This window comes from Desulfitobacterium elongatum (assembly GCF_055378975.1).
In genome coordinates this window covers 4591924-4612664 of record NZ_AP038772.1, presented here as the reverse complement: position 1 = coordinate 4612664, position 20741 = coordinate 4591924, and the positions used below count along the sequence as shown (strand labels likewise).

Annotated in this window: 14 protein-coding genes; 7 read left to right on the top strand and 7 right to left on the bottom strand. The window is 39.1% G+C overall.

Going from position 1 to position 20741, the window contains the following annotated elements; translation table 11 throughout:
- Positions 1–261 precede the first annotated feature (261 nt).
- The 4 genes from ACZ42W_RS21710 to ACZ42W_RS21695 all read left to right on the top strand — a co-directional run bounded on the left by ACZ42W_RS21710 (position 262) and on the right by ACZ42W_RS21695 (position 8644).
- The gene (locus ACZ42W_RS21710) at positions 262–387 is read left to right on the top strand and encodes a hypothetical protein (protein ID WP_464167336.1); all 126 of its coding nucleotides are present in this window, start codon (positions 262–264) and stop codon (positions 385–387) included.
- Between the two features lie 420 nt (positions 388–807).
- The gene (locus ACZ42W_RS21705; RefSeq protein WP_464167335.1) at positions 808–7176 is read left to right on the top strand and encodes a hypothetical protein; all 6369 of its coding nucleotides are present in this window, start codon (positions 808–810) and stop codon (positions 7174–7176) included.
- Positions 7177–7278: 102 nt separating this feature from the next.
- Positions 7279–7644: a hypothetical protein gene (locus ACZ42W_RS21700; protein WP_464167334.1), complete on the top strand. Its 366-nt coding sequence runs from the start codon at positions 7279–7281 to the stop codon at positions 7642–7644.
- Between the two features lie 349 nt (positions 7645–7993).
- Entirely contained in the window at positions 7994–8644 is a 651-nt protein-coding gene (locus ACZ42W_RS21695; protein ID WP_464167333.1) for a DUF4145 domain-containing protein, read from the top strand.
- A gap of 44 nt (positions 8645–8688) precedes the next feature.
- On the opposite strand, the gene ACZ42W_RS21690 is transcribed toward ACZ42W_RS21695, so the two are convergent.
- Positions 8689–9642, bottom strand: coding sequence for a hypothetical protein (locus ACZ42W_RS21690; RefSeq protein WP_464167332.1), 954 nt, complete (start codon positions 9640–9642; stop codon positions 8689–8691).
- A gap of 783 nt (positions 9643–10425) precedes the next feature.
- On the opposite strand from ACZ42W_RS21690, the gene ACZ42W_RS21685 reads away from it, so the two are divergent.
- Positions 10426–11082, top strand: a complete 657-nt coding sequence (locus ACZ42W_RS21685; RefSeq protein WP_464167331.1) for a DUF1847 domain-containing protein — start codon at positions 10426–10428, stop codon at positions 11080–11082.
- A 74-nt stretch (positions 11083–11156) separates the two neighbouring features.
- On the opposite strand, the gene ACZ42W_RS21680 is transcribed toward ACZ42W_RS21685, so the two are convergent.
- The 4 genes from ACZ42W_RS21680 to ACZ42W_RS21665 all read right to left on the bottom strand — a co-directional run bounded on the left by ACZ42W_RS21680 (position 11157) and on the right by ACZ42W_RS21665 (position 15459).
- Entirely contained in the window at positions 11157–11798 is a 642-nt protein-coding gene (locus tag ACZ42W_RS21680; RefSeq protein ID WP_464171132.1) for a cobalamin B12-binding domain-containing protein, read from the bottom strand.
- 29 nt (positions 11799–11827) lie between these two features.
- Positions 11828–13156: a PocR ligand-binding domain-containing protein gene (locus ACZ42W_RS21675; RefSeq protein ID WP_464167330.1), complete on the bottom strand. Its 1329-nt coding sequence runs from the start codon at positions 13154–13156 to the stop codon at positions 11828–11830.
- Between the two features lie 232 nt (positions 13157–13388).
- Positions 13389–14768, bottom strand: a complete 1380-nt coding sequence (locus ACZ42W_RS21670; RefSeq protein ID WP_464167329.1) for a methyltransferase MtaB domain-containing protein — start codon at positions 14766–14768, stop codon at positions 13389–13391.
- 58 nt (positions 14769–14826) lie between these two features.
- Positions 14827–15459: a corrinoid protein gene (locus ACZ42W_RS21665; protein WP_464167328.1), complete on the bottom strand. Its 633-nt coding sequence runs from the start codon at positions 15457–15459 to the stop codon at positions 14827–14829.
- A gap of 451 nt (positions 15460–15910) precedes the next feature.
- Between ACZ42W_RS21665 and ACZ42W_RS21660 the strand changes: the two genes are divergently transcribed.
- Positions 15911–16831 (top strand): CobW family GTP-binding protein, encoded by a 921-nt coding sequence (locus ACZ42W_RS21660; protein ID WP_464167327.1) that lies wholly within the window; start codon positions 15911–15913, stop codon positions 16829–16831.
- A gap of 88 nt (positions 16832–16919) precedes the next feature.
- On the opposite strand, the gene ACZ42W_RS21655 is transcribed toward ACZ42W_RS21660, so the two are convergent.
- Both ACZ42W_RS21655 and ACZ42W_RS21650 read right to left on the bottom strand, forming a co-directional pair.
- The gene (locus ACZ42W_RS21655; protein ID WP_464167326.1) at positions 16920–18539 is read right to left on the bottom strand and encodes an ASKHA domain-containing protein; all 1620 of its coding nucleotides are present in this window, start codon (positions 18537–18539) and stop codon (positions 16920–16922) included.
- An 85-nt stretch (positions 18540–18624) separates the two neighbouring features.
- Complete coding sequence (locus ACZ42W_RS21650) at positions 18625–19425, bottom strand: methyltetrahydrofolate cobalamin methyltransferase (RefSeq protein ID WP_464167325.1); 801 nt, start codon at positions 19423–19425, stop codon at positions 18625–18627.
- Between the two features lie 402 nt (positions 19426–19827).
- On the opposite strand from ACZ42W_RS21650, the gene ACZ42W_RS21645 reads away from it, so the two are divergent.
- Entirely contained in the window at positions 19828–20673 is an 846-nt protein-coding gene (locus tag ACZ42W_RS21645) for a methyl-accepting chemotaxis protein (RefSeq protein WP_464167324.1), read from the top strand.
- The last annotated feature ends 68 nt before the right edge of the window (positions 20674–20741 follow it).

Sequence of the window (20741 nt, the reverse complement as noted above, 5' to 3'; positions counted from 1 at the left end):
GAACTTCAGAGTATTACGAAATATAAAACCGATCGCTGGAATGGAGCTGTCTATCGAGAAACGCTCGGTTCTACTCACAAAGAACAAATTATTGAGTATCCCAAAGCCAATTGGCCATCAACCGAACTTTTCACCTATATATGGTTGGTGCAACAGGTGGCTGTGTGGTTTGGCTTCTTTACGCTGTCAGTAAAGGGAATAAGAAAAAGGAACAGCCATCCTAAAGAAGCTTAAGCAAGTAGTGTGGAAGAAGGTCAGTAAATGTTTGATTCGATATTTGAGTTTATGTTTGGTCGTAGAGCTAATGCAGTTATGAGAACAAAAATAATAGCGGTTTATCTCGATAACTTTATTCGTTATGGTGAACGAGATGAGGTCGACGAATAGGGAAACAATTGGAAGGAAAAAAGTCTCAATGATGTCGTTGAGTTTAAGAATATCGAAACGAAGTCAATATTCGGGGGTTATAATCAAAAAAAGACACTCGGTTAGGACTTCTATAAAACTTCGAGAGAAGCTAAAAATCGTTTATCAATTTAGTGCGCCTCTTCGTATTCTAGTGTCGCATTATAAGAATTATGGAGACAAATGGCAGGAGGAGCCGTGAGGCGCAAATGTCTATAATGCGAAGTGACTATTTGTTTAAAGAGGTAAGTGAAATGACTAAAAAATTTAAAAATACTCAACGAGATAATTGAGCATGAGAAAATAGATTACATAAAATCAACAATGAAAATTTGAATGCAATATCAAATACACAGTATAAATCTTTAATAGATTCTTAAGATTGGGTCTCGAGGTGATAACATGGAGAATATTAAAACTAATGCAGGAGCGTTGCCTTCTAATGCTGGTGATGATTTTCATTTTTTGTGGGCAGCTCAAAAGATATTGGAAATGCTTAAACCAAATACAGCACTTACAGCAGTAACCGTAGAGGGGCCTGCTTGGCAAGATTCAGTTGTAGCTGATATAGATGATAGTAAGTTATATGCGATCGACTTAGCTGAATATTATGGAGGTACAGATTTCCAAAGTGCATCAAAAATAGTATTTTCTCAATTAAAATATAGCACATATATGGGCGACACGGTGTGGACCGTTGCTAGTTTATGCCATTCTGACAATAAGAAGAAAGATAATTCAATTATTCGTAGACTTGCTGATGCTTATAAAGAGTATATAGAAAAGAATGCGAATGCAGAGGATAAACTTGTTATAAAATTTGTCAGCAACCGTCCCATCTCTGACAATTTAAAACAAGGCTTAGTCAAAGCAAGAGAGCTTTTAGCAACCAAAAGATATAAGCAAGCCAGCAGCATCATAAAGAATCTTCCTCCCGAATCTACGACTGACATTGAAAGGATATATAAAGAATCCAACCTTAGCTCAACAGCGTTTTTGAGTTTTATTAAAATGCTTGATTTTGCGGATTGTGGTACTGCTACAAGAAGCATTAAAAAGGCAGAAATTATTCAACAATTGGGGAATTGGGGTATAGATAGTTTACAAAATAAATATAACGAAATAATAATGACGATTCGGGATCGAATGATGCCTGGTAGAAACGCCAATGTAGCAATGACTAAAGATTTTGTATGCTCTCTATTTGGCTGTAATTATACTCGATTTTTCCCTGCGCCTACCAATATTCCAGCGTTGAAAACAGGTTTTATTGAAAGAGCATGCATTCAGGATTTAGTGAAAATAGTATTACAACAAGAAAAAGTGCCTATATGTGTCTACGCTACAGCCGGTGTAGGAAAGACTACACTTGTAAGCAATATTGAAAAATATCTTCCTGATGGCTCTGCTGTGGTTTTCTACGATTGCTATGGAGGTGGAACATATCTGCAGCCTTCCGATTCAAGATATGAATGTGATACCGCTATACCTCAGATTTGCAATGGTCTGGCACTTGAATGTAAAACTGAATTTTTGTTGGAACGCAGATTGAAGGATTCTGAGTTTTTCCAAGAGTTGTGTGTACGGCTGGAACATGCAGTTAAATATGTAAAATCATTTTCTGAAAGTGCTATTATATTACTAATTATCGATGCATCTGATAATGGAGTATTTGCTGCAAGGCAAAATGTAAGGCCTTGTTTTATTGATAAATTACTTAAACAGCCTTTACCACAAGGTGTACGACTTCTTTTAACATATCGAACAGAGCACGTTGATTATTTTACCTTTCCAGAAGGCACTAAAACTTATGAAGTCCCTGCATTTAATCTGCAGGAAAGCACAGCATATATCAAATCTTTTTATTCTACCGCAACAGAAGAAGAATGTTTAGAATTTCATCGTCTAAGTAAAGGTATACCACGAGTTCAAGCATATTCATTGAATTTAAAACGAGAGACATTTCATGAAGTGTTAGATATGCTACGCCCATATGGTAAAACTACCGATGATTTACTCCAAGATATACTTGAAGAAATCTCCCAGAGATATGGAGAGAAAAATGAAGAAATCTTATTTATTTTCGGAGTCCTTATAAATTTACCTCGCCCGATACCACTAATAATTGCTGTCAAAATACTTGATTGCACACCGGAAATGTTGCAGAGTTTAAGTGTAGACTGTTCTTTTGGCCTGTATATAGAAAATGATCTTATTTACTTTCATGATGAGGATTTTGAAACATTTTTACGGGATAAATATTGTGATAATTTAAAAGCTGTTAGTACCATAACCGATTATATGTACCAGCACCGTCACCAAGATGCTTACTGCGCAAAATATGTACATAGTTTCCTTTCCAAACAGTCTGACATATCTAAACTTTTGAATATATCTTTAAATGAATCAATTGATGAATCACTTGTGGATATTACAGAAGCTAGTAGGATTATGCTTTCACGAATTAAAGCAACTTTAAGTATTCCAGTCATAAAAACACAGGAATACTGGAAAGAATCTTTTCAGTTGATATATAAAATCATTGACTTTTCTAAAAGTGATGAAGCAATCAATAAACTAATACAAAGTAACCCAGAACAGGCATATTTGTATTGTGATCAGAACACCCTTTTAAAAGTATTTACCACTGATAGAAATGATTTTGATAGCTTGGGGAAAGCTGTTTTTATCTTCTCAATGAAATCTGCGACAAAGACAAAAGCCCTTTCCTACTTGGATAGCTATGTGGGTGCTGCAAATTATTATTACAGTAAACCTGAAGAAAAGCAAAATCCGGTACAAAGACCGCAATTTGATGATATTGTCAATATAGCAGAATCGCTGCTCAGGCTCCAAGACGAGACCTCAATGAAACGCTGGATAACCTCATGGGTTAGTAAAAAATTTCAGGCAAACTTATTATTTGTAGTTTTTGTTCGTTTAATTAACCGAAATGATATGAAAATAGCAAACCAAATTGAAAGTTTGCATTGGTCCTTTCATTGTAAGCTTGCTACAGTAGCAGCCTATTTAAAATGCAAAAAAACACCTCCAATTGATTTGGTTGAATATCTTATAAATGTGTTTAATAAAATACAAGTATTAAATCTTGCTAAGCTTAATAAAGATCATTTTATTCTGTTCCTTGAATATCTTTGCAAAGATGATAAAGATAGGAATTTGCTTCTTAATATTATATCAAAGTACCATGTTAACTATCGTGTTTCGTATTTACCTTACATTCATGGGGATGATGAGCATGAATTAAATTGCAATGTGAGATTCTATGTTTTGGAAAAAACTTTAAAGAATGAAAAAATTAATTCTGAAGATTTTTGTGATAAGGAAAGTCTACTGAAGGACAAACGATTTACACGAAAAGAAATTGATGAACGGGTAAAAGATATAAGAAAAGTCTACGACCTTCTCCTTCCTGCATATATCTATCGAATGCAAATAATATTGGGAGTTAATAGAGAAGCGGCAGAGGCGCTTTATAACGATTGTTTGACAAAATTAGATCGATTGTTCTGGAGCGATCTTGATAGTCAAAAATCTGGAAGTACTCGCCTCTGTTTATTAGCACTATCCGATGCTGTTTTGAATACGGGTACAACGGATTCTCAAGCAATATATCAAAGCCTTATAAAAATAGCGAAAGCCACCAAAATATATCGTGATACGAAATTTGCCTTAGCGGACTTATGCTCATATGATCGCCGTTCTTATCAATTTACTTTAGAAACTCTTAAATCCATATCTGATGAACTCATTCAATATCCCACATCAGCTATGGAAGCATCGGAGGCATATATCAAATGTGCTCAGATTGGTCAGAAAGTTGAGTTAAGTGTTGGTCAGATTTATTTTGAAAAAGCACTTCAAGCTGCAAAAGGATTGGATTACGAATCATATCGAAAGCTTGAGCTTTTTAATGTTTTGTCTAACGTTTCTTCAGATGGAAAATATCTTTCAAATATTGAGCTTTCCCATGAATTTGTACGTTTAGCAGGGGATTATTATCGAAAGATGGGTGATTCAAAGAATTTTCCGTATAGAGAGGTTTTTGAAACTGCGACAATATTATGTCCAGAGAATATTTTTTCAATAATGTGCCGGTTAGATGATCGTAATGATTTTGATCATTTTTCCTTAACTGAAAGTGCTTTTTATGTGTTATCTGTATTGTTGGAAAGAGGTGCTTATCACCCAAATATTATATCATCACTGTCGACTATTTTACTGCCAGAACAGCCGTCTGATTATAGCGATCTAGCAGAAAAGATCTTGCAGCAGCTCGCAAAAGTGCCGACTTTAGTTCGCCAAAAGAGTTTAGACAATCTAATTTATGATACCTTATACAATGTACCATTAAGTTATAAAGATTCATTGACAAAAGAGCTCATTTCTTACATCAATGAATATCATATAGATTGTAAAAACAGCCAAGAGATAAAGGCTTTACATGATTTTCTATGCTCTATTGATAGTCACAAAGCAAAAAAAGAGCAGATAGAAAATAAAAAAACTAAATTACCTGTTTCAAATATGAAATCCTATGTTCAAACTTGCACCATATCTAGTTCAACACAATTAGTGGACTATTTAAAAGTATTAGAGAGGGATAGTCAAGTTAAATTTGTTGATTTATGGCTTGCCAACACTCTACCGGAAGATTATGTTTCTAATGCAAACATATTGATAGAAGCTTGCTTAAATGGGATATATTCTATCGAATGTTCAAAAATTATGAACGTTTTTATAAAACACATAAGTACATGGAGTGTTTGGCCATCAGTGGAAGCTTGGAGAAATGATGTATGCATCCAAAGAAAAATATTTGTAGATCATATGGAAAAAATTTTAATTTCCTATCATGATTATTATGATAAGTTGACCAGGATCTTTAATGTTCAAGAAGCTGATATTCGAGCATTTTTTATAGAATACTTGATATTAAAAGATAATGTTTCAAGTGAATATATCATTGAGATATTAAAGAAATTATCTATACGTCTTTCCTCCGGGTATGCTGAAGAAGCTTTAAAGTGGTGTATCTCAACAGAAATTCCTTCAATTCATCCACTATCAGGGGATAGACCGTTTTCTGATAGCTTTTCTCAAATTGATGGGGATTTACTGCCGATTTGCAAATTGCTTTGGAGAATGCTGGGACATCCAGATAAAAAATATCGTTGGATTGCTACACATGTAATACGGAACTTATATTCATGTGGATACTCAAACATTATAGGATATTTCACCACTTTATATAACGCTCATTTTGATTTGCGATACATGGATGAAAATAATTTCTTTTTTATTGAGTCGGCTAAAGTATATTTTTTAGTTGTATGCCTTCGAATTTTTGGCGAAGAACCAAAAGACGGAGTTCCATTTTATAACTTCTTTAAAGAAATTGCCTGCTCTGGACAAATCACTCATGCATTACAAAGAAGGTTTGCAAAACATATTAGTCTTAAAATTGCTGAAGTGAGTTATCCTGATGACATTGAGCAGTTACTGATATCTGATGAACTAAAACTTGGAAAGGTTAAAAAGTCTCCAAGATATGCAAGAGCAAGTTTCTCATCAATTCAAAAGTTCCGTTTTCATTTTGATTACATGGATACACTCCCATATTGGTACAATGATGTTGCAGATATCTTTTGCCTTACTCAGGAGGAAGTTGCCAGAGATTGCGATAACTATATCCAACAGTTTGGTATTGATAATAACAAAGCACAAATATGGCGAAATGATTATTTGCATTATAATAGATACCACAACCGTAATACACACAATAGTCAAGGTTGTTTGCCAGAAATTGAAACGTTGGAGAAATATGCCGAGTGGCATGCAATGTTTTATGTTGCCGACCAATATCGTTGCACCTTGCCCTATTCCGAAAATACATATAAGAACTACCATGAATGGCTTGATTCATATCTCCCGGGTTATCAAGAATATTGGAGCTGTGAATATCGTGCCCATATTCCCTTAGTCCCATTTTTATGGGAATTTAAAAAGTATAAGAATCCAGAAAACGACCGTGAATACATGATCCAACCAGGTTTAATTAATTCACTAATTATAAATGGTAATAACATAATCACTTACTTGAGTTGTAATTCTTCTTTCGATCAAAGCTGCCAGAGGGTAAAAACAAAGAGCGCGTTAATAAATGAGAAGGATATTCCTAGATTAATAAAGGAACTAAAGAATCCACATTACATATTTGAGGATTTTTATTTTGAACCAGATCCGGAAGAACGTAGATATCTCAAAAAGACTGCTGTAACAATTTGGCCTATACATGGCGATATTGAGGCTTTTAAAGATGACCGGCTTGACCAGCATGATCCATTTGCAAAAAATGTATCTACGAATATCTATTCTTTTTCACAAGATGTATTGGCTTATTGCGGATATGAACAATTGAATGTAGAGTTGCTTTCGCTTCCTGTTGAAAATAGAAATTTTTCTCTGCATATAGCTAAATGGAGTGAGCCGAGCGAAGAGGGCGGATATACAAAACAAGGAACTTATGGTAGTATTGCAGAATTAAAATCCGAACTACTTTTGAAATATCTTGATAGTATTAAAAAGGCTCTTATTTTTGAATATAGCATAGTTTTTGAAGACGAAACTTATCACTTTTATGGAACGCCAAGTAAGGCAGCTAAAGAAAAAGGCGTTTTTATCATACATTCGAATGGCAATACTGAATCGCATGTATTAAAGCGAGATTCAGATGTTGATTATGAGTAAAATTTCTGGCACCTATGATTTGGGTTAAAGTGTCCAAATAATCTTGAAGTATTTATAGATATAACATTAACTTCTTAAGAAAGTTGAAAGAAGAATGAACATATGACAAACAATAGAGATGTTTTCCTCAAAACAATAAAGAATCTTCTTGGAAACCGAGTCAGATTGCGGTGCAGTAATCCTGATTGTAGACCAACCCGTGGAGCAAATAAAGATCCTAAAGAAATAATGAACATAGGAGTTGCCGAGCACATTTGTGCTGCTACGAGAGGTGGGCCACAATATGATATGATCCCCAACTCATCAGTTTTTGAAAGACCAATAAAGCTTCATGACAAGAGAACCATAACAGTAAATTTAAATATAAGTGTTATTCAACTTCAAATTATCCATATTCCCGTTAGGCTAATAATTGGAAGTACAAACAAACCTAGTTTAAGTACAAAAAGTAGGATAATGGGAAGCTGAAATTATGCGTGAAGGAAAGAATTGTTCACCAAGGTTACAGCATATGACATGACCTGTTTTTTTGAAACGGGGTGCGGAGAAAATTCTTTATGTCAACAAGGAGTAGACAATGACAGAAATGATATACATGGGGTGCTTAGAAAATGAGCGTAAAACGGAGCTACCAAGAGTTCAGCTATTTCACTTGAAACATCGTTTTCTTGTGATCGCGTGGACATCTGAATCACGGCTCAGTAGCTTAAATGGCAAAAAATGAGGTTTTGGTTTTATGGTAACTTGTCATAGTGCATATTATCGGACTCAATTTAAGATCTTATGGTAAAATTTATTTAAAAAAGGAGTGGATAGAATGGGAAAATACGATCCTGGAAATAGAGAAAAATGTCCGCATTGTTCAGTTGTAGTTCTATTCGAGGAAAAAGGTACCCAAGGATTTGTAAATCAATCAAAGGAAAATTTTTTTATAACTTATTCATTTTGCCCAAACTGTAGGAGACTGATTATTAGTGCAATGGACGCTAAAACTCGGGATGAATATATTCTTTGGCCGCGCTGTTATTCGAGAAATCCTATACCAAAGGAAGTCCCTGAACATATTGCTGAAGATTATAATGAAGCGGCAATGGTATTAAATTTTAGTCCGAAAGCGAGTGCTGCATTATCCAGACGTTGCCTTCAAACTGTTTTAAGGGAAGCAGGAAATACTACTCAAAAGGATTTATCGGCTCAGATTGATGCAGTAATTCCTAATTTACCTAGTTATATTGCAGAATCAATCGATGCAATTAGAAATATCGGTAACTTTGCAGCTCATCCAATAAAAGATAAACAATCAGGAGAAATTATACCTGTTGAACCAGGAGAAGCGGAATGGAATCTTGAAGTGTTAGATATGCTCTTCGATTTTTACTATGTTCAGCCAGAAATAGCTAAAAGAAAAAGGGAAGCATTGAATTTAAAACTACAGGCAGCTAATAAACCAACAATGAAAACCGTTTAATAACAACCTCTAATCATCGACCCCCATTGTTCAAGCTATGGGGGTTATTTATCGGTTTTAGACAATACGTTCCAATATCTGTTTAAGAAGTCATTACCTAAGACAGATAAATCCAATGAAACAAAGAAATCATATCGTGCATAATAGATCGCTATACGTTGAATCTCATAACCAGTTTTCCTAGCCATGGCAGCATACCCAAGAATTTGGGCAAAATCATCGCCTTTATACTCTAATCTACTAGTCGTTTTCAGATCAACAACACAATCATCTGCTATAAAGTCGGCATCTGCTCCGCCTAACTGTTCGCTGTACTCTTCAAAAGAAGGATTTAACGTTACTTTTGACCATGAAACCGTTCTTAAAAAATCACAAAAAACATCACAAAGCTGGCTTACATTATCCGCTATGTCAAGATCAGTTAGAGATCGTTTTTGGGAAAAGTACGTTTTTCCCTCTGTCTCCTGAAAATAATAATCGGCAACATGAATGGAACCATTCCTGTATGTTTCATCAAGTTTCGAAAGAAAGATTGAATCACTGATCAATTGACTCAAATGGCAAATCCCGTTTATAAACATCTTCCTATTGTTTAAAGCATCGTTAAGTCGGTTTTGGAGATAACCCATAATACCTTGTAAATTCATCGTTATTTTCTCACGACCTAAAAGCCGTTCATTATCAATTGTTGAGTCACTAGTCGGGAAATTGGGTGAGTAAATGGCATAAGGAAAATTCCGTAACCCCTTTACCGCAATCAATTCTTGTTCCAAGACCACTGAACCTACTTCCCGAGCCAACAAAGCTCGTGCTACATAATCAAAAGCTGTACCAATCTGCCCTGGTTCACTGTATTTACCTATACTTTTGACTTTTATCAGCGATTTCCAAGCATCTTTCAATATTGGTTCACCGTATTGATCTTTGAAATAAGGTTTAAGTAAAGGAAATTCTCTTTTAATATCTGGATTATCATTAATTAGACTGCTCAAAGACATTTTACAATTCACCTTCCTCTCGTTTTAACAATTGTAACATTTTCAGGAGACATTTCTTTGATACGAGAGGGACAGTAACTCGACTAGTGACTGGTAGCACGCTAAGTTATCAGACTCAAGTTTTGAACTTCAACTTATAAAATGATGCCCAACATAGAACTGTCTTAGATTATAAGCCTTATTAATCCAGCTTCCGATTATTTTTATTCGTAATAGTTATTTCTAAGAAAATGAACTTCGCAAAATCCATATAATGGGAAGTCATATTATGGTTTTGTTATAGCAACTTTTGGAAGTAAATTGTGAAAAATTTTTTATATTAAGTGGTTCGGAGTTATTAGTTAATAAAGTAGGATGCATGTGAGTACAAAACCGCTTGAATATGTATTCCCGGTATCACCTCCCGATAAACGAAAGGAATTGGGCTTTCCGCACACTGTACCGAAAGATAGATGAGTATCGCTTGTGATATGCCACTTTGGCAAAGCTACGCCAAAGTGACATAGTGTAATCAAAGCGAAAAGGGAAACCCTGGTTGGAGGAAAACCGGGGTTTCCTTTTATTTTGCCTTAAAAATTACGGAGAGGTATTGGCATAGTATTGCAATAACTATTCGTAAGCTGGTAAATTATTCTTAAGATTTGTTATGACCAAATTATAAAAGAAGAGGTGACAAGAATTTTTATGAAACGCCGTGAGTTTTTCAATATCTCCGCGTTCGGTTTAGGATGGGGTACTTGAGGGGGCAGATTATGCTAATCTGATAAAAAAGGAGTTTGGTTAATGAGTAATGAAACAAAGAATCTGAGTTGCACAGACTGTGGAGTTTTAAACTGCTATCGGCAAGATAAAACCTTTCCCCAGTTCTGCCTTACAACGAATACGGATAATCAGACGATAGAGGAAGTAAATAGACTTTATCGAAACGATGAGTTCGTTTCAAAGTTATCCCATGCGGCAGCAGAAATTGAGGGGACATACTATGGAAAGATAACACGAGTAGAAGAGATTATTCTTTTTGCAAAGAAGATTGGAGCAAAAAAGATTGGGATCGCAACCTGTGTAGGGTTAATAAGTGAAGCCAAAACGTTTGTAAAAATACTTAATAAAAAAGGGCTGGAAAGCTATAGTGTGATTTGCAAAGTTGGCTCAATTGACAAAACAGAAGTCGGAGTAGACGAAAAGTTAAAAATCCAAAAGGGCTGTCATGAGTCCTTATGTAACCCTGTTTTGCAAGCAAAGTTGCTTAATGAAGAAAAGACAGACTTGAATGTGATCATCGGGTTATGTGTTGGTCATGACTCTCTATTTATTAAGTATTCTGAGGCACCCGTGACAACTCTTATTACTAAGGATCGAGTGCTTGGACATAACCCCGCAGCTGCGCTTTACACCAGCGGATTTTACTACAAAAGATTACTTGAAGATAACGATATTTAACAATTGAGTCGTTAAAAAGATCAGGAGTAAGCTTCATCAAGCTTACATCCTGATCTTTTTTTGGAGCTATAGAACTATACATCGAGTATTCTCTTAACTAAGTCAACAGCAGTTATGGCATCATCAGCAAAACCATCGGCTTTGATCACACGCGCAAAATCGCTGGTTGCAGGGCCTCCCCCGATAATAACCTTGACCTGATCTCTTAAGCCTTCCTTCTCAAGTTCTCGGATCGTTTCAGATATCATAAACAAGGTCGTGGTAAGCATCGCAGATAAGGCGACGACGTCGGGATGATGATCACGAATTGCCGCCACGAAATCCTCGGGTTGCACATCAACTCCCAGATCAATGACCTCAAAGCCGGCACCACGTAACATCATAACGATTAAGTTCTTTCCTATATCATGAAGATCCCCCGCCACAGTACCGACAACGACTTTACCCAGTAAGGATTGTTGAGCTGCAGACAAATGGGGTTTTAGAACATAGAGTCCAGCATGCATGGCACGTGAGGCAATCAACACATCGGAGATATAAATGTCATTATTACGAAATTGCTCACCAATCACTTGCATACCAGGAATTAAGGCTTTTTCCAGGAGTGTCTGGGGATCGATGCCATTTTCAATAGCTAGGGTAGAGAGAGTCTTTACACGGTTAGCCTGACCTTTCATAAGCGCATCGGTGATTAATTCTAATTCTGAAGTTATCAGATTCACCCACTCCTTCAATCCTAGAATGGCTAAAGTGCATTTTGCTTATATCGACTGGGAGTAATCCCTTCGATCTTCTTAAATACTCGTGTGAAATACCCCGGGTCTTCAAAGCCACTTTCTTCGGCGACTTGGGTAATATTATATTTGGGATTTCTGAGCATCATCTTGGCCTTTTCAACTCTAATTTGAGTAAGGTATTCCATGAGGGTACAGCCGAGATTTTGCTTGAAAATTCGGCTGAGATAGCAAGGGCTAAGATAGACGATCTGTGCAACTTCATCGATGGTGATCTTTTTTTCAGAGTTTTGGTTAATATAATCAGCCGCCTTCTGAACGGCTTGCAGGTTTTTCTGGTTTTTAGTGCCTAACACGCAGTTCAGAAATTTATCTAACATCGTTTTGGACCAGTGACAAAGCTCAGCAGGATGGGTTGATTCAAGAATTTCTCGGTAAAAATGTGAGTTGAGTTCAAGAACATCGTTTGAGTCTGCACCCCCATCGATGGCAGCTCTTGAAATCATGACGACCAACTCGACGATACGTGTTTTAACAGTATCCATGTTTCCATAGCGTTTTTCCATGATATCGATTAAGATTTGATCGAGAATTTTATGAGCAGGCTTAGTTTCGCCATTGCGTACCTTAGCTCGTAGTTCGTATTCCTTGTCTAAGGAATAGACGGAAAAGGCTCTGGTCTCAATCGTACGCATGGCAATTTCGGCTCGTTTTCGAGCTTGAATTTCTACGGCAAGCTGAGCTTGCTGGGCGGCTATTTTTCGTCTTTGCTCTAGGACGGTCATCCCGCTTTTCATGATCTGATTGGCAACGATGAATAACAAGTCAGCAGCCGCTTGAACCTTATCACTGGACATAATCTCAAGTTGGGCTGCAGCCCATTTTACTGCCGCTATATCTATATCAAGTCCTTTGACCATTTCTTCGATTTCGTCGAGGAAGTAATCTTCAGGTTCCCACATGAGAACCTGACCACAGATAATGGAAGCCACTTGTTCTTCCAAGAGAATGGGTGCAGCCCACATGATCAACCCTGCATGACAGCGGAAAATGTAAGGCTCTCCATATTTGGCAGCTTCCAGACAAGCACGCGCGTAGGAACGCTGGCATTTTTTTGTACCTAAATCATCTGACCGTATCATTTTACAAAAACGACAGTCCATAATCTCGTTATCCGTGGAGACGAGAGTATTTCCTTTGGTATCGACAAGGATGGCTTTCAAGCCAGTCGACTTAGAAAAGGAACACAACATTTTTTCTAAGAGGCTTCGTTCAACAAGTTTGCCTAACCAGTGGGATTCCTGGGTTGATATTACATTTGTTGGGTTCAAATATATCACCTCCGGAGTCTGGTATAAGGTGGATGCACCCTTAAAAGTGTAATTATTCCAAATCTAGTATATCATAGAACCGCGTTTAAGTTGTACAAACAAGCTATTAGAAAGCGTTAAAATAGAAAATGGAAAGAGCGCTTCAGCTCGTTCAGGTAAGAAATTATCCCATTCCTGACGAGGCTAAAGCGCCAAAAGTCCATTCTTAGGGTTCGATCGTTTTATCGATGCTTAGAACATTCTATAGGTCATATTTTGCAGGATCAAATTTATCCGTCGTCGTACTCTTGATCATAGCTTGCATAAATTCGGTTTTGTCCTCAGGAACGGAGTTCAATTGCTCCTCTAAGATATCCAGATAGCGAACTTCGCGCTCAGCAAGCGATAAGGCTCCGGCCTTATGAGCATCCCGTAATTCTGAAATGGTGGCGGAGGCAGCGATTTTTGTGCGTTCAAGGTGAGATTGGCCTTTAACAATTTCTCCGCTTATTTTGAGAACAACACTTGGGTCTAAAATATAGGCTTGCGGGTCAAACTGACGGTCTGATTCTGCGAGCAGGTCTCTCATGTCCTTAGCTTTTCCACGTGATGTAGCGACGTTCATTAAGCGGCAATCGTAAATAAGATTTTCTAGTGTTACGGTCGGGGCCATTCCGCCTAAAAGTCGTACATTTTCAACGGACTCATTACTCCAGCAGTCAGCCAGACAGGCTGCAATGTTACCTACGGTACTGGAGTGGGCACAAGCACTGGATTTCCCTTCCATCGAAATTGGGGTGCCGGAGATTGCTTTCAGATAGACTCCTTCGTAGCCGCAGTCTTTATCTGGGCCAACTGCACCACGCTCTACAGCGACTAAGGTTCTTACAGCACTCATTACACGATCAACGGCAGCGAAAACTTTTGGAATGAAGTTTTTATTAGCCATAACCATGGAGGTATTGGCAAATCCACAGGCCGTATCCCCGGAAGGTAGAGAGTTGGTCTGTTTTGAGATTTTTACGATGTTATCCCACAAAATAGTCATATCGTGTGTACCAACAACGCCGAGTGCGAAGAGGGCTTTGGGTAAATCACAATTCATAACAGCTTCATCATGAAGGTGTTTGCCACCGACAGATTCGATAGCTAAAAAGTCTGCTCCTGCATCACCACAACCACTAAAGGTCGCCATTAAATTATCCCAATGTTCGCCATGGTACATATGCTTTAGTTTTTTACCTTCACGGATGTCAACAGGGGTTAGACGTAAAAGACTTTTAAGCCCAAATTTTGCTTCGTATTCTAGCATCACGTCTTTGACGACTTTTGTTACTTCAACGCCCCACTGGGGATTAAAAGTGCAAGGCGGAAGGAGCTCGATTTCGACTAACATACCCGGTACATTTAATTCATGTGCTTTAGAGCATGCACCGTGAATCATCTCTTCGTATTGCGCTTTAACCTTTGGCATAGTCGCTTCAGATATTAACATCGGGGGAAGCGTAAAGTTAAGCTCAGGATAAACCGTGCCTCCACCAATGACCATACCATTACTACTCTGGATAGGTTTCTTAGCATACCCGTAGACGAAATCGTCTAAGCTCGTGTAAGATAGATTCTTAAATACGAGATTATCCACATTATCCCCTCCTAATAAATCTCACTATGGCCTTAGTGATAAACTTGCTCGGAAAAATTTAAGCTAAAAGTCTTCCGACAAGTTCAGTAGCAGAAGCTGCATCAGAGGCAAAGCCATCGGCGCCGATTTCATCAGCAAAGGTTTGTGAGATCGGGGCTCCACCGATGAGAACTCTAACGTCGTTTCGAATGCCCTCTTCTCTTAGAACTTCGATCGTTTCCTTCATCGAAAGCATTGTGGTCGTCAGCAAAGCGGAAAGGCCAAGGATTTGAGCCTTATGTTCTTTGATCGCAGCGACGAATTCCTCAGGTGAGGTATCTACTCCCATATCAATGACTTTGTAGCCAGAGCTTTCAAGCATCATACCGACGAGGTTTTTTCCGATGTCATGCAAATCACCTTTTACAGTACCAAGAACAATCGTCCCCTTACTCGGAACTTCACCATCTAATAGTAGGGGCTTAACCAGTTCAACGCCGGCACCCATCGCACGAGCGGACATTAGTACTTCAGGAACAAACATATCTCCGACTTTAAAGCGTTGCCCAACGACGTTCATTCCAGCAATTAAACCGTCATTGATAATGGAAAGCGGTTCTACCCCTTCTTGGATTGCAAATTTTGTTAGTTCTGTCACTTTATATTCTTGTCCTGCGATGACGGCTTTACTTAGCTCTTCAAAGTTACTCATTTTTTTACCTCCTCATATCTTCGATTCTAATCCATTCTGTCCTGCATTTTTACAGACAGAAAGTCAAAGGATTTTCCAGGGCGGTTCGGTTGAGGCCTCACTCCTTTATTTATCAAACTTGTGTGAATATTAAGTCAAAATTATCGCTTACTTTATTCTAGTCCTTGGGGAGCTTTCATCGTATGGATTTTCTTGTCTTATCTTGATTAATCTTTACTTCATTTTCGGATAGGGATGTGAAGAAAAACGCTCATGCTAGGACAAAAATACACTATAATCCTAAGAAGTACAGAATAATCCATAGCAAACAATACGGATACAAAGTAAGCTAACACCAAGGATATGGAGAAAAGGGTGAAGCGACGAGAGACAAAGTCCTAGCGGGAAAACAGATAATATGAGAAAAAGAATACAGAGGAGAAGATTGAGAGTAAGAGCGAGGGGGAGGGTAATGGTCAAATTTGATATCGTCTCTGGATTTCTGGGAGCGGGAAAAACGACTCTGATACGTCAGATTCTTAAGTCCTCGGGCAAGGAAAAGGTCGTCATTATCGAAAATGAATATGGGGAAACCCAGATTGATAAGGAAGTTTTAAGCGTAGCGGGATTTAAAATCTATGAACTAACCAATGGATGTGTTTGCTGCACACTGAAGGAAGATTTCAGGCTAACTCTTCGAGAGATCCTGAATCAAGAAGTGGATCGGATCATTTTCGAACCCTCTGGGATCTTCGTGTTAAGTGAGATTTTCGAGCTGTTTAAAGACTTGCAGATTTCCTCGAGGTGTACTCTTAACTCTGTGATTACAGTGGTTGATGCTCTGAATTTCTTCAAACATGCCAATAGCTACTCCGGATTTTTCGCAAACCAGATTGAGTTGGCCTCTTCTTTAGTGGTTAGTAAGACCCAGTTCGTCGACAAAGAAGAGCTGAAGAGAATCAATGCAGAGTTAAGGCGAATGAATGGGACGGCGTTGATTGTTGACATGGATTGGGAGGACATATCAGCCAATGATTTGGCTCACCTGTTGGATAGAAAACCAGACCGAAGCTTGAAAAAGGAACCCTTTCAAACAGATCATGACTTTGAATCCTTGGGGCTACAGACCTCAAGAACGTTCGAAGTTAAGGACTTAGAGCAACTCCTTGATACCCTCAAAAATGGACAATATGGTGAGGTAATTCGAGGGAAGGGAATTGTTCACGCGAGCGAGGGCGAGGGCTTTCTTGAATTTAATTATGTTGATGGTCATTATGAGATTGAAAAATTAAGAGAGAGTACAATAGAAGCAGTTAGTTTTATCGGTACGTCCCTTCAGACAGAGGAGCTGAAGAGAATTTTTACCCGAAGACTAAACTTCAGATGGGGTTAAAACTCCACCTGAAGTAAGTCTCCATTATGGAGAGGAAACAAAGAAACCACCAAAGGAACCGTTATGACGCTTCCTTTGGTGGTTTTGTCTATACTGGGAAACCCATTTGGTCTACATAGTGAGTCATGAATTCAGGTGCATAGGAAAGCTCCAAGGGGATTAACGCCTTTTGGAGAGCTTTTGTTTCCTCTAAGGCTTGCTTACTGCAGAGGCAAAGTCGGGCGCCTTCTTTCGCGGTATTTCCGACGAAGTGAATGGGGGCATCTAGCCCTTTCGGTAACAGCCCAATGGTCTTTAACGCTTCCGGTTTGAGATGATAACCAAAAGCACCGGCGATAAAGATGTGTTCTACAGAGGCGAGCTCAACGTCAAGACGCTTAAAGAGAATTTCTATGGCTGCAGCTATTGCGGCTTTAGCAAGCTGGACTTGACGGACGTCTTTCTGAGTAAGAAGGATCATGGATTCAGGGTGAATGACAAAGGCGTACTGTTCATTATATTCGATGAGATGTTGGGCGAAGAATTCGGGGAGTTCAGCTGGCTCAGCAAATTTACCACTTGGGGTGATGATCTGAGCGTTTACCAGCTCAGCCACTAATTCCACAAGTCCACTGCCGCATAATCCTTTAATCTTCGCAGTGCCAATCGATTCCAACGTGATTACGCCACTTTCGCTAAGTTGGACACTGGAGATTGCGCCGTCCTCTGCCCGGCAGCCACAGTGAATATTCATGCCTTCCAGAGCGGGTCCAGCCGCAGAAGAGGTAGCCACTAACTGCCCGTTTACGTTGGCCACGATTTCTCCATTCGTACCGATATCAATAAAAAGAGAAGGAACCATTAACCTTTGAAAGTCGATAGCGATCAATCCGGCTAAGATATCGGCACCGATAAAGGCGGAAAGGGAGGGTATCAAGCTTACGAGAGCGTTAGGTGCAATATCGAATCCAAGTTCTTCAGCGGTATGCTCCTGATAATCGGTAAAGATGGGGGTGTATGGCGCTAAAGCGAGAGAAATGGGATCGAGACCTACAAGTAAGTGAAGCATTGTGGTATTGGCCGCAATTGTGGCATGGGAGATGTGCTGGGGTTGAATGTTTAGCTGGGTATACATTTCTTTGATCAGTTGATTGATTCCGCTTAAAACGGCTTCTCTTAATTTTTGGGTATCTTCTACGCTTTGATGGGCAAAGGTTATACGAGTAATGACATCCCCACCGAATTGGGTCTGAGGATTTAAACAGGAAGTGGTTAGAAGCTCCTGTTCATCGGTATTCAAATCCATTAGGGAGGCGACGATGCTTGTCGTGCCTATATCGATTGCTAATCCATATAATTCGTCAGAGGAGGGATGAATTTCTCGGATGATCGGCTCAAAGGGGTATTCGCGGGCTTGACCCCCTTGGACGGTATGAAAGGTATCCTTTTCAGATAAGGTTATCGTGGTTTCTCCTAAGATTCGAGTCTGACAGGCGAACCTCCAACCTTCATCTTGCTTGGCGCCGAGTCGTTTCGTTTCCTGAGAAGAGGGTTCACTGACTCTACCAGATACCTTGACGAGACACTTACCGCAAGTTCCCTTCCCGTTACAGGTACTTTCTACATGAAGGTTATGGAGAACTGCCGCAGTGAGGATCGTTGTATTCTGAGGGACCTTTACGGCTAGCCCTTGCGGGAGGAAGGTTATGGTACAAAGAGACTTTTCCATAATGAAGCTCCTTTCTTCTCACTTAAGAAAAATTCCCCCACTCATTTAGAGAAGGGGAAGGAGGATGTCCTTTTACAAGCTGATTCTAGAAGTCAAACATCTGTGAGCGATAGGCGTTAAGATAGTTGCTGCAGTAATTATCTCGTCCAGCCAAGGTTTCGGCAGTGACTAGGCTTGCCATCATTCGTTTATCGAGGGGATTGATGATTAGACCATCTAAGCCTTTGGCAACGGCCATGATGGCAAAGGCTTGATTGATGAATTTACGGTTGGGTAAACCATAGGAGATGTTCGATAACCCACACATGGTGTGAACCCCTTTGAATTCTTTGGAAATAGTCTCCACCGCATTCAAGAATTCAATTCCGAAATCTTTGTTAGTAGCCACAGGCTGAACCAGGGGATCGACATAAATGTTATCGATGGGGACATTATTTTGCACTAATCCATTGATGAGACGGTCAGCGATTTTAAGTCGTTGCTCGGTTGTCTCAGGCATTCCGTCGTCGCTCATGCAAAGTGCAATGACTTTGAGATCGGTTCCGGCCACGACAGGAACTAGCGTATCATAGCGACTTTTCTCTAAGGAAATGGAGTTAATCATTGCGATACCTTTGTGTACGGACAGTGCCGCATGAATTGCCTTTGGATCTGGGCTATCAATACAACAGGGCGCGTCGTTGGTAGCCTCTTGAACGGTTTTCACGAGCCATTGAAGATAATCTGCTTCTTTACCTACGAAGATACCCGCGTTGACATCAATGAAGTCTGCACTCGCTTCGCGTTGGTCGATGGCAACCTTTCTGACGGCATCTGCATCTTGAACCCTAATGGCTTCACCAATTGCCTTCCGGCTCGCATTAATAAGTTCTCCTACAATTAACATCTCTTTCCCCCCTAAATAAACTCCTTTTTAAAAGTTGAACCTCTACCCTGATCCACTTCCCCGATTCCATTTTCTCTCTATGTACTATGGATGTATTGATTTTAATTCTAAAGCCGTTCTTTTCCCATGGATTATCTTGTTATCTCTCGGCGAATCTTTACCTGTTTTTCAGAATTAAAAGAAAAGTGATTCATTTTAAAGCCTGCTTACTGGTGTGAATTAATGAACAAAATAAGAAGTCGAAAGAAGGGTTTATACAGTCGACTGTCGAATTACAAGACTAATGTAACGGAATCTGAAGATTGAGAAAGGTATTTAATAAATGACAGGGACCTGATGAAAAAAGTGGTTTTCATTTAAGCCCATGTAAAAGTAAATTATGTCTATAAGGAGGAAATGAAAATGCAAGATGAGGATCAAATTATTTTAGGACATTTTGCGTATGTCTTACCGTATCTTAATAGCATGCTAACGAGTGATTGTAGTGTAGGTTTGTCTGACCTCGAAAAGCAAATAGTATATGTTCCGAGTAAGACGCTTGATCTAAAAATCCCCAAAGACGCGCCACTTAAGCCCGGATCTGGAATGTATCGGGCCATTCATGAACAACGTCGTATTGTAGCTAAAATGGATAAGTCGTTATGGGGAGTACCTTTTATCGCGGTTGCTAACCCCATCTATAATAGTCAAAGAGAGATCATCGGGGCGGTTGTAGTTAATGAAACTATAGACCGACAAGATAACCTCAAACAGATGGCCACGGCTTTAGCGGATAGTATGGCTAGCTTATCTGCAACGGTTCAAGAAATTTCGGCCCAGAGTGAAGAAATTTCTGCTGTCAGTACTTCGACCTTGGAATTTGTTAAGGAATCGGTAGGCCGTGTAGGAGAAACGGACGAAGTCTTAGCTCTGATCCGAAGGATAGCAAATCAGACGAACTTATTGGGGCTGAATGCAGCGATCGAGGCGGCCCGTGTCGGGGAGCAAGGTCGTGGATTTGGAGTCGTGGCAGATGAGATCCGCAAGCTAGCTAACGAAAGCTCAGATTCTATTAAAAAGATTGATGCGATTTTAAAGGCGATCCAATTTTCGAGTAATGAGACAGCGACCCAGATGGTACAGATCGAATCAGCCATCGGCCAGGTGTCAGAAGCCATCGGGACGATTGCTGCAGCAGCTCAACAGGCAAATGCTGTTGCCATCGAATTAGATACGCTTGCGAATGAGTTAAGTAAGAATGAAGGCTAATAGAATAGAAGGATAGCATAGCAAAAGAGCCGTTGGGCTCTTTTGCTATGCGCGGAGAAATAGCTTCA